At 47.3% G+C, this 15941-nt stretch carries 11 protein-coding genes; 4 read left to right on the top strand and 7 right to left on the bottom strand.

Annotated elements, in window-relative coordinates:
• Positions 1-8 precede the first annotated feature (8 nt).
• From LOZ80_RS01555 to LOZ80_RS01540, 4 genes are all read right to left on the bottom strand, one after another.
• Entirely contained in the window at positions 9-2033 is a 2025-nt protein-coding gene (locus tag LOZ80_RS01555) for a molybdopterin oxidoreductase family protein (protein WP_238169784.1), read from the bottom strand.
• Between the two features lie 140 nt (positions 2034-2173).
• Entirely contained in the window at positions 2174-2524 is a 351-nt protein-coding gene (gene nirD / locus LOZ80_RS01550; protein WP_238169783.1) for a nitrite reductase small subunit NirD, read from the bottom strand.
• A gap of 30 nt (positions 2525-2554) precedes the next feature.
• Positions 2555-4972: a nitrite reductase large subunit NirB gene (gene nirB, locus LOZ80_RS01545; RefSeq protein WP_238169782.1), complete on the bottom strand. Its 2418-nt coding sequence runs from the start codon at positions 4970-4972 to the stop codon at positions 2555-2557.
• A gap of 271 nt (positions 4973-5243) precedes the next feature.
• The gene (locus LOZ80_RS01540) at positions 5244-6485 is read right to left on the bottom strand and encodes a nitrate/nitrite transporter (RefSeq protein WP_238169781.1); all 1242 of its coding nucleotides are present in this window, start codon (positions 6483-6485) and stop codon (positions 5244-5246) included.
• A gap of 472 nt (positions 6486-6957) precedes the next feature.
• Between LOZ80_RS01540 and LOZ80_RS01535 the strand changes: the two genes are divergently transcribed.
• The 3 genes from LOZ80_RS01535 to LOZ80_RS01525 all read left to right on the top strand — a co-directional run bounded on the left by LOZ80_RS01535 (position 6958) and on the right by LOZ80_RS01525 (position 11214).
• Entirely contained in the window at positions 6958-7602 is a 645-nt protein-coding gene (locus tag LOZ80_RS01535) for an ANTAR domain-containing response regulator (protein WP_238169780.1), read from the top strand.
• Complete coding sequence (locus LOZ80_RS01530) at positions 7599-8630, top strand: anthranilate phosphoribosyltransferase (RefSeq protein ID WP_238169779.1); 1032 nt, start codon at positions 7599-7601, stop codon at positions 8628-8630. The genes LOZ80_RS01535 and LOZ80_RS01530 overlap by 4 nt, the downstream gene beginning before the upstream one ends.
• A gap of 163 nt (positions 8631-8793) precedes the next feature.
• Positions 8794-11214 (top strand): putative bifunctional diguanylate cyclase/phosphodiesterase, encoded by a 2421-nt coding sequence (locus LOZ80_RS01525; protein ID WP_238169778.1) that lies wholly within the window; start codon positions 8794-8796, stop codon positions 11212-11214.
• Between the two features lie 105 nt (positions 11215-11319).
• On the opposite strand, the gene LOZ80_RS01520 is transcribed toward LOZ80_RS01525, so the two are convergent.
• The 3 genes from LOZ80_RS01520 to LOZ80_RS01510 all read right to left on the bottom strand — a co-directional run bounded on the left by LOZ80_RS01520 (position 11320) and on the right by LOZ80_RS01510 (position 14059).
• A complete protein-coding gene (locus tag LOZ80_RS01520; protein ID WP_238169777.1) occupies positions 11320-11880 on the bottom strand; it encodes a nitroreductase family protein in 561 nt (186 codons plus the stop codon).
• Positions 11881-12258: 378 nt separating this feature from the next.
• Positions 12259-13056 (bottom strand): peptidoglycan-binding protein, encoded by a 798-nt coding sequence (locus LOZ80_RS01515; protein WP_238169776.1) that lies wholly within the window; start codon positions 13054-13056, stop codon positions 12259-12261.
• 127 nt (positions 13057-13183) lie between these two features.
• Positions 13184-14059 (bottom strand): AraC family transcriptional regulator, encoded by an 876-nt coding sequence (locus tag LOZ80_RS01510; protein WP_238169775.1) that lies wholly within the window; start codon positions 14057-14059, stop codon positions 13184-13186.
• A gap of 139 nt (positions 14060-14198) precedes the next feature.
• On the opposite strand from LOZ80_RS01510, the gene LOZ80_RS01505 reads away from it, so the two are divergent.
• The gene (locus tag LOZ80_RS01505; protein ID WP_238169774.1) at positions 14199-15776 is read left to right on the top strand and encodes a HEAT repeat domain-containing protein; all 1578 of its coding nucleotides are present in this window, start codon (positions 14199-14201) and stop codon (positions 15774-15776) included.
• Positions 15777-15941: the final 165 nt, after the last annotated feature.

Here is a 15941-nt window from a genome sequence, read left to right as displayed (position 1 = left end):
GTACGGTCTTAGATACATTCGATTTGCACGGCGCAAATTTTAAATTCCGGCATCCGACTGGTAGGATCCAGCGCATCATTCGTCAAGACATTGATTGAGTGTTCGTCGCCCCAGTGGAAAGGTACGAAGACGGTTCGTGGTTGAATGCCTTCCGTTACCTTCACTTCCAAACATAATGAACCCCGCCGACTTGTAATGCGGATTTGATTGTCCGTTCCGAGTCCGATTCGTTTCGCCAGCCAAGGATGAATTTCGGCCACTGGCACTGGAGCCTTCTTGTTCAAAGCATCGGTTCGGCGGGTTTGCGCACCGCTTAAATAGTGATTCGCAAGCCTCCCCGTTGTCAATACATACGGATAATCCGAATCGATCGGTTCGGCCGGCATTTTGGGCTGAATCCCGAACAGTTTGGCTTTCCCATCCGGATGATGGAAGCGACGCTCAAACAAATGCGGAGTCCCTGGATGATTCGGCGAGGGACAAGGCCAGAATATGCCCTTTTCCTCCTGAAGCCTGCGATATGTTATCCCGCTGTAATCGGCTTTCCCTCCGGCGGTTGCAGCCGTTAATTCACGAAATACATCCTCAATATCAGCATATTGAAAATAAGCGCCTCGCCCTAAAGCTTCTGCCAAGCGGCAAATAATATGGAAGTCGAGCTTACTGTTGCCCGGAAGCTCCATGGCCTTCTGACGATGGAACACACGACCTTCCAAATTCGTCATGGTCCCTTCAGCTTCGGCAAAGGAAGATCCCGGCAACAGGTAATGCGCATAACGCGCCGTTTCGGTTTCGAACATATCAACTACAACCAGCAAATCGAGTTTTTGAAGAGCTCGCTCCACCATCCGGTTATTCGGACTAGAGACCAGTGGATTCGAACCAAGGACGATCAGCGCCTTGATTTCCCCCTCATCAATCTTTTGCAGCAATTCGTAAGCAGAAACACCTTTGCCAGGCAATTCGCCCGGATCAATGCCCCAAATCTTGGCCACATACTCGCGAGCGGCTGGATCTTCGATCAGTCGGTAGCCGGGAAGCTGATCCGCTTTTTGCCCGTGCTCACGTCCGCCTTGGCCGTTCGCTTGGCCTGTAACCGCACCATATCCGCAGCCCGGACGCCCTATTTTGCCAGTTAATAAGGTCAAATTGATATAATTCAACGTGTTTTCCACACCGTTTACTTGCTGTTCCAATCCGCGAGCGGTCAGAACAATCCCCGTCTCCGCCTTCGCGAACCCCCTTGCTACTGTACGGATTACGGCTTCCAGAACACCCGTCAGAGCTTCTACCCTCGCCGGAGTAAATGACTTTACAGCTTCCTTCACTTGTTCAAAACCAGACGTTCGCTCTCCGATAAACCGCTGATCGACAAGCTTTTCCTCGATCATCACATGCAGCAAACCATTGATAAACACAGAATCGAAGCCTGGCTGCAAGCGCACATGGATATCTGCTACCTTGGATGTCATCGTGTTTCGGGGATCGATTGTCACAATGACGGCGCCTTTCTTCTTCGCTTCCAGCAAATAGGGCATCATCGTCGGTTGGCATTCCGCGATATTCGTGCCTGCCAGAATGATGTACTTGGCATTGGAGATTTCCGTCAGAGGCATCGTCATTCCCCGGTCAAGGCCGAAGGCTTGATTGCTGGCGGCAGCGGCTGATGACATACAATATCGACCGTTATAGTCAATATATTTGGAGCGCAATGCAACACGTGTGAATTTGCCAAGCAGATAGCTAACCTCGTTCGTTAGTGACCCGCCGCCGTAGACACCGATGGCATCAGGGCCGTAAGCCGTTTGCAGCGACTTAATTTTATCCGCAATGTCAGTGAAAGCTTGATCCCATGTTATCTGCTGCCACCGCTGCGAATCATTGCCGATCTTGAACAAAGGCTCAAGAATTCGCTCCGAATGGAGCACATGCTCGAGTGCATTCAACCCCTTTTGACAGAGTCTGCCGGTAGCTACCGGAAAGCTTTGACTAGGTTTAATACTAAGACCTGACGTTGTTCGTTCACTAGGCACTATCTCCAGTCCACACTGCATGCTGCAGAAGCAGCAATGGGAGGATGGTTGTTCATTCGATAAAGATAATAATGGTGATATAATAACTCCCACCCCCGCTATAATGCTCTCTATAGATGCCTATTGTAATCGTTATTTCATTAACTAGCCATTTCTTCTGCTGTCGGGAAACCAATATAGACCGTGCCATCTTCAATCTTCGTTGAATAGGTTTTTACACAGCCCGTATCCGGGGCCTGAACAAGTCCCGAAGGAAGATGAATCTTGCGGTCATGCATCGGGCAAAAGATGTGATCGTCACACACGATTCCTTCGGCCAGAACGCCCTCTTTATGAGGACAGCGGTTCTGGATCGCTTGGAGTTTGCCGCTTTTCATTCTGAACAGCGCTACTTCTTCGCCTTGATAACGAATTGTTTTTCCCGTATTGATCGCCAAATCCTCATAAGATACGGTCTGCACCCATATCATTTGCTCCTCTTGTTTTTTCATATTCCGACTCCTCCCGACCCTCGTCTATTTCTACAGTTCTACAACTTCATATAGATCGCGTTGAATTTTTTTGCTATCGATCGCCTGTCTCCACGGATCTTGCGTCACGGAAAGCGCAAGGTCCATACGCGTGCATAATTGCTTGCGTTCTTCCTCATTCTCAACCACATCACGGATATGTTCGACCCCTAATCGATGAACCCACTCACTGGTACGCTCGCCATATTTGCCTGTTTCACGATAATATTGCAGGTAAGCTTCTGTATACTCAATAATTTCTTGCTCGGTTTTCACGGTAGTCAACAGGTCGCCGACGCGCACTTTCACTCCACCATTGCCTCCGGCATACAGCTCCCAGCCGCCATCTACAGAAACAACACCCAAATCTTTGATCCCTGATTCCGCGCAATTGCGAGGACACCCAGACACAGCTAACTTCACTTTGGCCGGTGTGTTCAATCGCTCAAACCGTTTCTCCAACTCTATGCCAACAGCCATCGCATCACCCGTCCCGAATCGGCAGAACGTTTCACCTACGCAGGTCTTCACTGTGCGCAGGGCTTTCCCGTAAGCATAACCGGAAGGCATATCCAACGCTTCCCACATGGCAGTCAAATCTTCTTTCTTCACGCCAAGCAAATCAAGACGTTGACCGCCTGTGAATTTCACAGTAGGAACCTTGAATTGCTCCGCGACTTCTGCAATCCGTTTCAATTCGGTTGGATTGGTGACACCGCCATAAATCCGTGGAACAACAGAATACGTGCCATCTTTTTGAATATTGGCGTGCATTCGCTCATTGACGAATCTTGAAGTGCTGTCATCCTGATAGGTGGAAGGGCTCACCATGCCCAAATAGTAGTTGAGTGCCGGACGGCATTTGGAACAACCCTCTTCATTATGCCAACTAAGCACGTTCATCACTTCACGCACATGGGATAATCCTTTTTCACGAATCGCTTCAACAACCTCATCACGCGTATGATCTGTACAGCCGCAGATTGATTCTTTAACGGCATTCTTATCATAGGAAGCCCCCAATGTGAACGCGAGCAGGTCACTGACGAGCGGCTTGCAACCGCCGCATGAGCGGGATGCTGTCGTACAGTTTTTCACTTCATCGACCGTCGTTAAACCTTGTTCCTTGATAGCTGAGCAGATCGTGCCTTTGGTTACACCGTTGCAACCACAGATGATGGCGTCCTCTTTCATCTCCGCAACCCCTGAAGCGCTACCCTCTCCGCTCGAGGAATCCGTTAAAATCGACGTCTTGGCCATAGCGCTGACATCGGTTTCCTCCCTAATCATTTGCATAAGCCGCGTACCGTCTGCTGTGTCCCCGAAAAGAACGGCGCCGATGATTTTGTTGTCTTGAATGACAACTTTTTTATAAACGCCTGTGAATTCATCATGAATACGAATCGCTTTGGTGCCTTCCGCATCAACAAACTTTCCGCCAGAAAATACATCAACACCGGAAACTTTCAATTTCGTATATAAAATCGACCCTTCATATGGACCTGTTTCTACGCCTGCCAAATGTTTAGCGAGCACCGCACCTTGCTCATACAGCGGTGCTACCAAGCCGTAAGCGATTCCTCTGTGCATCGCGCATTCGCCTACGGCATACACATTGGGCACACTGGTTTGCAAATAGTCATTGACAACGATACCCGGATTGCATTCCACTCCGGAATTTCTGGCCAGTTCAACGTTGGGACGGATACCGACCGCCATCACAATGAGATCGGCTTCGGCAACCGTGCCATCTTTAAATTTCAAACCGGTTACCCGCTTGTCGCCAACGATCTCAGCCGATTGCTTTGCTAACAGGAAGTTGATGCCTTGTTCCTCAAGAGCTGCTTGCAGCATTTTGGAAGCTGTTCGGTCCAGTTGACGTTCCATAATCGTATCTACGATATGCACGACATCCACCTGCATGCCTAGGTTCAGAAAGCCGCGGGCAGCTTCTAGTCCAAGCAAACCGCCGCCGATTACGATGGCTTTTTTATACTTTTTCGCAGACTCAATCATAATTTCGCAATCACGGATGGTCCGGTACGCCATGACCCCTTCTTTATCCGCACCAGGCATTGGAATCATAAAAGGATTGGAACCTGTTGCCAAAATCAATTTATCGTAAGAAACCGTTAAGCCTTTGTCACTCGTTACCGTTTGGGCGGTTGTGTCGATCTGTGTAACCGTTTGGTTCGTATGCAGCGTTATATGGTTATTCGTATACCATTCGTAAGGATGGATGACGATATCTTCTACTTTGGAATCACCGGAAAGTACGTACGACAACAAAATTCGGTTATAGTTCGGATGCGGCTCGCTCCCAAAAATCGTAACCTCATATTTATCAGGTGTAAGTTTCAATAAGTGCTCAACCGCATTAACGCCTGCCATCCCATTGCCGACCAAGACTAACTTCTCTTTTTGGGTCATAACGATCTTCCTCTCTTCTATGTCTATACTCGATATCCGATTAGTACGGTTCCATTCCCGGTTAAAAAGGGTCACAGGGAGCGGCGGAGCAAGTCAGTGCTCCCAAATGACAAAATTGGGATATGGAGCTTGAATAGTTCGTTAAGAACTACCAAAGACGATAAGTCGCAAACGTCTTTGCTCATGCAGCCTGAGCTTGCAAGCTGCATGAGCAAATACTTTTACCATGATGCCGCCAGCCACCAAAGGGCCAGCGGCTTGTATCCGCTACTTAAGCATGCAGGCTATCCAGCGAAGCAGGTGCTGCTTTTACTTTACCGCCTTCGCCAATCCAGGTCCTTTTCCATTGTCCTTGCACGACTGCAATCAATAAGATACAAACAACTGCAATCCCGCTTAAAATCAGAAACCCTGGTGTGAAAGAACCTGTAGACAATTTCAAATTACCAAGAATCTTCGGCAGGAAGTAACCACCGAGACCGCCCGCCGCACCTACGATTCCTGTTACCACACCGATTTCGTTGCGAAAGCGCTGTGGTACGAGTTGGAACACAGAACCATTCCCCATCCCGAACGCCATCATGGCAATGAAGAGCATCACTGTTGTGAGCGAAAGTGCAGGAAGTGTAGAAATACCTGCCATCATTAAAGCCACAATGCCGTATAGAACCATCAGCATACGAATTCCGCCGATCTTATCTGCCAGCCAGCCACCTACTGGGCGGAAGAAACTTCCTCCAATCACACATAATGTTGTAAAATCAGCAGCCCGAACCGGGGAGAGCCCGTATTGTGTATTAAAGAAGATCGTTAAATACGTAGCCATTCCTACAAAACCACCGAACGTTACACTATAAAGAATACAAAACAACCAAGAATCTTTTTGCTTCAATACTTTGCTATACTCGGCGATGGTTTTGGGCGCTGGCTTATTCGGGCTATCTTTTGCCAGAATGCTGAAAACAATCAGTGTCAACGCAATTGGAATCATCGCAAGACCGAGAACAACATGCCAGTCCCCATAGTGCTGGGCGATCCGGTTAGCGAACAAGGTTGCAAAGATGGTTCCGCTGTTGCCGGCTCCTGCGATGCCCATCGCTAAGCCTTGATACTGCGGGGGATACCAACTGCTGGCTAATGGCAGCGCGGCTGCAAAGCTGGCACCTGCAATACCGAGCATCAATGCCACGAAATACATATCTCCCATCGAATTGGCGAATTGCCAGCCCCAGAACAGCGGTACGAGGGTTAAGCTAAGTCCGATTTGCCCCGTTAGTTTGGGGCCTATTTTATCTGTCAGTACACCTAATACTAATCGAAGAACCGCACCACCGAGTGTCGGCAAAGCTACCAGATTGGCTTTTTGAGCGGCATCGAGATGAAAATCATTAGCAAGAATAACCGCAAGCGGACCAAGAAGGACCCAAACCATGAAACTCATGTCAAAATACAAGAATGAACTAAATAACGACCCTTTGTGTCCTACTTGCAAAAAACTCTTCCGATCAACCATGCAATCCCTCTCCTTTTGCGAGGCTTTTCGCCTTCTTTTTTGTACCTACCCTAGTGTAGTTGATACGGCTATGACAGGAAAGGCCGAAAAACAATCCGCTGCCTATATGCTGGATGTTTTTCGGCCTCATTGCCACTGCTGTCACATCATCGTGAACAGCATGTTAGATTATTTAGTTGTAAGAACATAAAAAGCCTATCCAGTTACATAGTTGTAAGGGGATAGGCGCCATTGCCATCGTTAGTGCTGCTCAGTGGCACATCATTGTGCCGATTTCTAACTTGATTATAGTATGGCGCTCTCACTATGTCAATAAACATAACACAAAAATTTTATCAATGAGAATCAATGTATCATATCGACAAATTTCAATGCCATATGCTATAGTAATGCCGTATAATCTTTCACACACCACTTAAACCTAACATGAACTTACCATAAGTGAAAAGCTAATCACGATGGAGGTATTCAAATGTTGCAATCATTTATACTGATCGACGAGTTGAAAGCAACTCGCTCAGCTACCTCCTCGTCCTCCACTGCGCTGAATGATTCAGAACGTGCCGTGGAATCCTTGCCTGACGAGATGTTGAAGGATCTGGGATTTCGCGTATATGCCGCTTCTACTGTCAAAGAAATTTCCTTTATCATTCCTAAGGTCGATGCTGTATTATTATCAGTAAGTCCTGATCAAGTAGAACCGTGGCGCAATCGTGTGTTTGCTCTCAAAAGCCTCCCCTTATTCTGGTGGTGCGACAAACTAACGTTTCCTTCCCATGAATGCAAGGTCGATGGCGGCATTGATGGCTTAATTGGTTCAACAATGACTGCACTGGAAGTTCATTGCGCTTTGCTGCTGGGCGTGAATCATTATTTTCAACGAACCGAGTGGCAGCAAGAACGTGAACAGCTTCTGTCCAAGCTCGAAGAGCGGAAATGGGTAGATCAAGCGAAGCGGATCTTATGTGAAATAAAAGGGATTTCCGAAGCGGAGTCCTACGATTTTTTACGTAAACAAGCGATGAATGAACGTAAACGAATGGTAGACGTGGCTACCTCCATTGTCAAGGTGTATCAACTACTTCAGGATCAGAATCAAGGAGGTCGGAAACGATGATATCTTTACTCAAAGAAGTGGGCCGCGGCAAACGCGGAGCCAGAGACCTCACGTATGAGGAGGCTTCACAGGCAGCAGAACTCATGCTTACAGGCAGTGCGACACAAGCACAAATGGGCGCTTTCCTCGTCGCCGAGCGTATTAAAATGGAATCGCCGGATGAGATCAAAGCGTTCATCCATGCGCTTCGCAAGCGGACGAACGCTTATCCTATCCCCGGCAGCATCGACTGCGCCGGCCCTTATGACGGACGCGCGCGCACGTTCATTGCGACGTTGCCAACGGCATTCGTGCTGGCGGCCTGCGGTCTGCCAACTACGCTGCACGGCAGCCCCAGCATGCCGCCCAAGTGGGGCATCACGCTGACGGATGTCCTAGCAGCGCTAGGCGTTCCCGCACTTTCCGCATCGCGCGAAGCGCTCGTTTCCGCTGCATCCCGAACAGGTTTCCTGTTCACGCCAACGGAAAACTGGTGCCCGCCGCTCGGCGAGCTGCGCGAACTGCGCCAAGAACTCGGGCTGCGCACTGTGTTCAATACCGCAGAGAAGCTGCTTCGTTTCACAGAAGCGCCTTTCATGGCGGTCGGTGTGTTCCACGGCACTGTGTTCGAGAAAATCACTAATTTATTGATCGAATTAGGGATATCCCGCGGTATCGTGGTACAGGGGATGGAAGGTTCGGAAGATCTGGCCATCGATAAGCGTACACGAACCTACCTGATTCAAGACGGGGCCAGTGAGTTATTTATCGTGGATCCTGAAATTTATGAATTAATGGTTGAGGTCCCCGAGGTTGAATGGACAGCCCAGCTGCAAGGTGAAACCACCCTCGCCGTACTGCGCGGAGAAGCGGAACTCCCCTATTTGAACATGGTTCTACTCAATAGTGCCGTTCGTTTGTGGGTATCACAAAAAGCAGGTTCGATCGAAGAAGGCATTTACTTGGCTCGACATGCGATTGAGCAAGGAGCCGCTTTACAGAAATATACGGAATGGACTCAGGCGATTAAACTTGTTTCTACAACTTAATAACAGAAGCAACGCTCATTACATCTTCAACCCTTTGCACGGAGTTCCTTTTGGAGTCTGAGGCAAAGGGTTTTTCGACATAAATGTCATCATTTGGGAAGGAATTACCCTATTCATGTCGAATAAAGTCGGTTATCCGTCTTAGTTAGGAAGTGAGTCCTTAATGTCCACGCGTCATCTTATACTAACGTGTATAATTTATCTTCTTCCCTCCATCTACTTTTTGTATTCCTCTATAGAAATTGGGCTCCGAAATCCCAAAAGCAAGATTCATCGCGCAGCTACCCTTTTCGTTGCCAACTACGCGGTCATTTTCCTGACTCAATTCTTAATGAATCTTTTTCCCTCCTCCTATGCGCCTTTTTTTTACCAAATTATCTTCTTCCCAAGCATCTTGCTTTCCACAGGTCTGGGTATGATGTTTTACTTCAGCATTAGCAAAATTGGCGACAAACTTTCCCGCACAGTCCGAATTGTCATATACGTTGTACCCTTTTGCTTGTTTACTCCCTTGGCCGTCTTCACCCCCTATGTCATTAAGGGATATGAACCGAATAGCGAGTGGATCAAACCTGTCGCCGGCCCATTATTTCCTTATTTTCTGCTGTTTGTGCTGCTGTATGTAACTACTGAAATACTTATGCTCGTCAGGATCATACGTGCACATTCCGGCATTCACCGGCGTAAATATGTCATATTGATGATAACTAGCCTTGTCACTTTATTTTGGGGTATTCTCGTGTCCATTTTCACCAATCTTGTACATATTTCTATGACTTTGCCCGAACTCTCCATTCATCCGGTGATCTTCTATGTCCTTGCCGCTCGTGCGATTATCAAAAGATATGATTTGCTGCCCGGTGAATCCCGCAAGTATGAGATGCTGTTCGATCTCGTTCCTTTCGGTGTTGCCCTGCTGGACAAGGACGGGAATATTGTTGAAATTAATGCAGCTGGCAAAAGAATGCTGCCTCCGGTTGATGATGAACATTCACCTAACGCGTATTCCTTTCTGAATACCTTTCCCGAGGAACAGCAGCCAGAGCTGCTTGAGTCGCACCGTAAGCTCTTCGATGCTAGGCATTCCTTGCACAATTTCGAAGTAAATAAACTATCGATCATGACCAATAAACCGATGACTTTGGTCATCGATACCGACTATTTGGATGTTGGGGACGAAACGCTTGAGTTTATGATTCTACGAGATATCACCGCACAAAAGGAAGCAGAACAGAAAATCTCCTTCCTCGCTTATCACGATGCCCTGACAGGCCTGCCCAATCGCAACCAGTTTCAACGCGTTGTGAAAGACTTATTACAGCAAGCCGAAAAAGAGAATCAGCTGCTTGCCGTCATGCTGCTGGATTTGGATCGTTTCAAAATTGTTAACGATAGCCTCGGTCATCAAGTCGGTGATCGGCTGCTGCAGTTTGTGGCAGGCCTTTTATCAGAGCCTTTCTACGAAGGAAGTACCGTTGCTAGGATAGGCGGGGACGAATTTCTCATTCTCCTCCCTAATTTGCCAAGCAAAAATGATGGACTGCAAATCGCCAATCATCTAATTGCTCGTTTCCAGAACGCTGCATACACTGAGAATGGTATTGAATTGAGCGTAACCGCAAGCATGGGTATCAGCTTCTACCCGAATGATGGCAAGGACGTTCATTCCTTAATTAAGAGCGCAGACATCTCGATGTATCGAGCCAAAGAACAAGGGCGCAACCAAATGGAAGCCTATCAGCCTTCCATGAGTCATATGGCCGATGAGCGTCTCGCCTTGGAACGCAACTTGCGCAAAGCTATTGAACGCGATGAGCTGGTGCTTTATTATCAGCCGCAAATTGACCTGACTGATGGCCGTGTTTGCGGCATGGAAGCTCTTGTTCGCTGGAACTCGCCTGAACAAGGCATGGTCCCGCCGCTTCAGTTCATTCCTTTCGCCGAAGAATGCGGGCTTATTGTGCCCCTCGGAGATTGGGTGCTGCGCAATGCCTGCCTGCAGTGCAAGCATTGGCAGGATCAGGGATTGCCCGCCCTTAAGGTAGCGGTTAACATTTCTACTCTGCAATTTCATCAGCATCATTTCGCAGACAAGGTGCAAGCGGTTCTGGAGGAAACGGGATTAGATGCCAAGTATCTTTGTTTGGAAATTACCGAAAGTGTTGCTATACAGAACGAAGAGCAGGCGCTTGCCTTACTGAATCAGTTAACCGCACTTGGCATCTCGATTGCGATCGATGATTTCGGTACCGGCTTCTCTTCACTTTCCCTGCTTCACAAGTTGCCCGTCCATCAAATCAAAATTGATAAGTCCTTTATCGGAGACAAGTCTCCGCAAGGCGCCCAAATTGCCAAAAGCATCATTTCCCTGTCCCGCAGCCTGAATATGAATGTGTTGGCAGAAGGCGTTGAAACGGAAGAACAATACAACTTCTTAGCCCAGCACAAATGCGATAGCATCCAAGGCTACTTGATTTCACGTCCTGTTAGCGCCAATGAGTTTGAACAATGGCATCGTGCTCGACTAAACCACATAAGCAATCAGATACCCAGCTTCGCCGCCCAAAGAGAAGATCTTCTCTAGGCAGTTGGTGTGACTCCTGAATCAACCCAAAACAAATAAATTTGAGTAAAAAAGAACCCTCAATGCCACTTTTCGTGGTCTTGAAGGTTCTTTCCATTAGAGACCTTATTCCAACACCGTCAAGCGTTCACTAGCCGGTATGCGCTGCTGCGCGGGTGGAATTTTCCCTGGATAACCTACATGCATGCTGGCAATTATCCGTTCATCCGGCTTTACACCGAAAGCTTCACGGAAAGCATCTAACCGCAGCAATGGATACGTCTCCCACACCATGCCAATTCCTTGCTCCCATGCAAGCAAGCTGAAATTGTGAATGACACAGCTAGCCGAGGCATAATCTTCTTCCGCTATAGCTGGATTCGCATTCACTTGCAGGACAACGGCAATGAACATAGGCACAGACATGAACTTGTCGAATAGCTTTTGGCCAATTTCCTTGGCCTTCACAGGATCGGGCTCATTGGCTTCTCTGAACTTGCGCACAATATCGGCCAGTTTCTGGCGCCCCTCACCTTGGATGATGACAAAGCGCCACGGCTGCGTCATCCGGTGATTAGGTACCCAAACGGCCGTATCCAGAAGTTCGGACACCACTTCCAACGGAACAGATTTATAATCGAATTGGTGTACGGAACGTCGTTCTTTGATAAGTTTTGTTAGCTCCATGTTTATGTTTCCTCCGATCTAGTCTTCTAGATTACTCCGCCATGAGAATACAGTCATGATTGGGACAATAAATGGTAAACCGTCTCGTCTGTTAGGCTGTCATGCATCGTGGCATTGTACAGCAGCAAGCCCATCCCGGGCATAGGCCATACAGCCACATCCTTGCAACTCTGATACGTATGCTCCAATCATAATTGACAATGATTCTCATTGTCAAATTTACGAGTGCGCCGCGAGCTTTCCGCGGCGAGTGCGAACTGCCTGGCTATCTGCCTAGCCAATCTCTTGAAATAAAGGGTCCCTGTTCCCTAACATGCTGAATTTTCCGCATAAAAAAGCCTCCACCCATCATTCGGGCAGAGGCTAACAGGCCTGTCGTTATTTCCCAATAAACTGCTGCGTAAACATCTTGCCGCAGGGTCCCCCATTAACGATACCAATGCCAATATGCGTATAATCTTTGCTTAGAATATTCGCTTTGTGGCCAGGTGAATTCATCAGGGCTTCGTGCGCTGCTTGTACGCTTTGATTACAAGCGATATTTTCGCCAGCGGCATTATACGTTATACCGAATTTCTCCATCATATCGAATGGCGATCCATACGTTGGTGAATCATGGGAGAAATATTTGTTATCAACCATATCCTGACTTTTGAGCCTTGCCGTTTTGATCAGCGCCGCATCCGCTAGAAGTGGAGAAAGTCCCACGGCTGCTCGTTCTTTATTCACCAAATCAAGCATTTGCTGCTCCTCAACCGTCAAGCCTGTCTCCGATGGAACCTGAGGAACTGGGGTCGGGGTTGGCGATATCGGTACCGGAGTTGGCGTCGGAGATATCGGTACTGGTGTAGGCGTCGGCGTGGACGGCGTCTTTTTCGGTATTTTCAGATTCCCGTATGCCCATAGGATGGACTGCAAGGTTTGATCATCTACATCACCTGTTACCGGAAGACCATATCTGCTTTGGAAAGCTTTGACACCCGCTTGTGTTTGGTTTCCATAGTAGCCCGTAATAGGACCACCATAGTAGCCAAGTGACTTCAGCATCCCCTGAACCGCATACACATCCGGTCCCTTAGCTCCTTTGCCATAAGCAAAAGCAGTCGTTGTGGATGAGCAGAACAAGGCGATACAAATGCATAAGATCCAGATATGCTTTTTTTTGCCTTGAAACATGAGTTTACGTTCACTCCCCGTCATCAGCATCATTCGTCGCATTATGGACGATAAGCATTAGAATGACCTAATTCCCGATTATTATCCAAAATAATGAAAATTTGTATCCTGCTTTTTTTATAGGATACTACATGTAATTCTTCTCCTCCCGGTACTCCCGTGGTGAGCGACCGTGTAACTTGCGGAATAGCTTCGAAAAATAATGGATAGATGAAAAACCGTGTTTTTCAGCGATTTCAGTGATATTCAGGTTTGTGAAGAGGAGGTCCTCTTTCGCGCGGTTAATCCTGAATTGAATGACATATTGGGTAGGCGGAACTCCCGTTACTTGTTTGAACAAATCAAAAAAATAACCTCGGCTTATACCTAATTCTTTGTAATACGTTTCCAACGGTTGTGGATTGCCAAGTACCAGATCCTGATCCAATCGATCAAGCAACTTGGACATGCGGAGATTAGGGATATGCTCCTCTTTCAGGGCAAAAGTTAGAAAAAACTCGATAAACTGCTGGAAACTGCTTTGAATCCTTAAATTACGAATATAAGTCCTCTCGTTCGTATAGCAATTATCCGTATAAAATTTCTCGAAAAAATCCATCCATATTTGCAGTTTCTCTACTTTCAAATACTCGGGTAAAGAATATGGAAAAATGGGGCCAATCAATGATGGCTCCAGCGCGTTAACATCATAACAAATTCGGCTCGGATCGGCGAAATCGACTCGACGAGCTACATAGGACCAATCGAAATAACAGCAAATGTGAACCATTGGATCTAAGCTGTCGGCAACCCAATGATGGGGCTGGCCAGCAGGAATGAACACAAGAGAACCTGCTGTTGTTTCATAAGTACGACCACCAGTTTGAATGACACCTCTGCCTTCGCTTATCAAATATAAGGAGGACGTGTAACAAATCCGATTGTTGCTAGTCTGAGCCTTTGAGAACGGATATCTGGTTGCATAGTACACATAAGGATGAAATTCAGCGAAATCCAACACCATTAACCACACCACCTAACGACTCCATCTATAAACAATTGATATGACGATTGTACAAATTTTTGACGATTTTGCAAATACAAAATAATGCAAACCTTGTAGTATATCTAAGTGAAGACGACATTTCCTAGGAGGATTTAGGATGACAGAATCCAATTACTTGTTGACGGATGAACAAATGATGCAATTTATTACGAAAGGCTATCTTGTTCTTCGGAACGAATTACCTAATCAGCTTCATCAAAGCATTATGAACCAGATTAATCACGTTATGCACAATGAAGGAAATCCAGGAAACAACATTCTCCCACGTGTCCCAGATATTCAACAGCTGTTCGATACGCCGACCGTCAACGGAGCCTTAAGCAGTGTATTAGGTCCTGACTATTACATGCATCCTCATCGCCACTGTCATTACAATCAACCTGGAAATGCGACTCCTGGTGGCGGACAATGGCACAAAGACGGCTATTGGTCTTCCATGCGGAGCCACCGTCCATGGTGGGCAATGATCTTCTATTACACCCACGATATAACAGAAGATTTAGGTCCAACTGCGATCATGCCTGGCACCCAATATTACGAAAAATTTATCGACGAACAGGGCGAAACCCTGTTGCCCACAGGTAAGGCAGGTACGATGGTGCTCGTACATTTCGATTTGTGGCATAGAGCTTCGCTTAATGTATCACCACTAGATCGTTATATGCTTAAGTTTCAATTCCTAAGATTGCATGCACCGGAGATTCCGACCTGGAATCATCAAAGCAAGGAGATGATTGTGCCAGAAGGAACACCTGCTGCCCACTTAAATTTATGGCAGGACGTCTGGGACTGGCTTCGCGGTGAACGGCTAATAAAGCAAGTTAACAACAGTACGAGCGAGAAGCGATTGTTGTCATTACAGATCAACCTTGAGTCTGAAGACCCTACCGTTCGCGGCCGGGCTGCTGACGAATTGGGCCAGATAGGAGCAACAGCTTCTTCTTGCGCTCCTTCGCTTGGTGTTCTATTAAATGATCCGGTGGAAACCACGGCTTTGAATGCAGCCTATGCGCTTGGACACCTTGAAATACAAGGTATTAGCACCCTAATCAGCCATCTTACTGAGGGCTCAACCCTTATTGCTGAACGAGCAGCATATGGATTGCAAGCAGCTGGCGATGAGGCAATTCCCGAGCTGCTTCGTGTTATGAAGCATACAGACGAGAAGCGCAGGGCATTAGCAGCATTCGTACTTGGAATGATTGGATCTTCCGCAGGTGAAGTTACTTCCGCGCTAATCTCAAGTTTACAAGATGAGAGTGAATGGGTTCGCCGAAATGCAGTCGAAGCACTAGGTATGATGAAAAATGCTGATGAATCCATTGTTCTGGCATTAGCTAAAGTTCTAAAGGATTCATTAAGAAGTGAAACTAACGATGATTCAGATTCCAGCAATCAAACAGCGAAAACGTCTTATGCAGTCTCTCAGCGTTACATTACGAATAAGATTGGATATACTGCGGCACTATCGCTACTTCGTACCGGGCATGTCGGGGATGTCAGGGAAGCTGTCAGTTCCTTGGCTGAAGCTCTTCATAGCCAAGACCGTTACGTCAGAGCTTATGCAGTGGAAGCACTCACCCATCTGCGAACTGCGGAAGCAGTAGACATCTTGATCCGCTATTACCGATCATCTCGCTGGTGTCCAGATACGAGCAAAGCTAGTACTTTCTAGGGAGTAAATGTCTTGCTTATGCCATAAGAAAGCACACACTAAACGGTTTCGGCTCAGAGAGATCAGGCTCTTAGTAGCAAAAGGCAAAAAAATTAGTGAGGGGAACTCTGGGACGCTATTTGGGCGAATATTGGGGATGCGAGGGTCAGAGCGGAACTACAGGCT

This window comes from Paenibacillus sp. HWE-109 (assembly GCF_022163125.1).
In the GTDB taxonomy this organism is placed as follows: domain Bacteria; phylum Bacillota; class Bacilli; order Paenibacillales; family NBRC-103111; genus Paenibacillus_E.
The sequence above is the reverse complement of the archived record's forward strand: the minus strand, read 5'-3'. Positions and strand labels throughout refer to the sequence as shown.

What these genes read in the sequence shown, in the direction of transcription:
- LOZ80_RS01520 (WP_238169777.1), bottom strand. Translation starts at nt 11,880, where the DNA reads ATGGAGCTAACAAAACTTATCAAAGAACGACGTTCCGTACACCAATTC.
- LOZ80_RS01535 (WP_238169780.1), top strand. Translation starts at nt 6,958, where the DNA reads ATGTTGCAATCATTTATACTGATCGACGAGTTGAAAGCAACTCGCTCA.
- LOZ80_RS01530 (WP_238169779.1), top strand. Translation starts at nt 7,599, where the DNA reads ATGATATCTTTACTCAAAGAAGTGGGCCGCGGCAAACGCGGAGCCAGA.
- LOZ80_RS01525 (WP_238169778.1), top strand. Translation starts at nt 8,794, where the DNA reads ATGTCCACGCGTCATCTTATACTAACGTGTATAATTTATCTTCTTCCC.
- LOZ80_RS01505 (WP_238169774.1), top strand. Translation starts at nt 14,199, where the DNA reads ATGACAGAATCCAATTACTTGTTGACGGATGAACAAATGATGCAATTT.
- LOZ80_RS01510 (WP_238169775.1), bottom strand. Translation starts at nt 14,059, where the DNA reads ATGGTGTTGGATTTCGCTGAATTTCATCCTTATGTGTACTATGCAACC.
- nirD (WP_238169783.1), bottom strand. Translation starts at nt 2,524, where the DNA reads ATGAAAAAACAAGAGGAGCAAATGATATGGGTGCAGACCGTATCTTAT.
- LOZ80_RS01540 (WP_238169781.1), bottom strand. Translation starts at nt 6,485, where the DNA reads ATGGTTGATCGGAAGAGTTTTTTGCAAGTAGGACACAAAGGGTCGTTA.
- nirB (WP_238169782.1), bottom strand. Translation starts at nt 4,972, where the DNA reads ATGACCCAAAAAGAGAAGTTAGTCTTGGTCGGCAATGGGATGGCAGGC.
- LOZ80_RS01515 (WP_238169776.1), bottom strand. Translation starts at nt 13,056, where the DNA reads ATGTTTCAAGGCAAAAAAAAGCATATCTGGATCTTATGCATTTGTATC.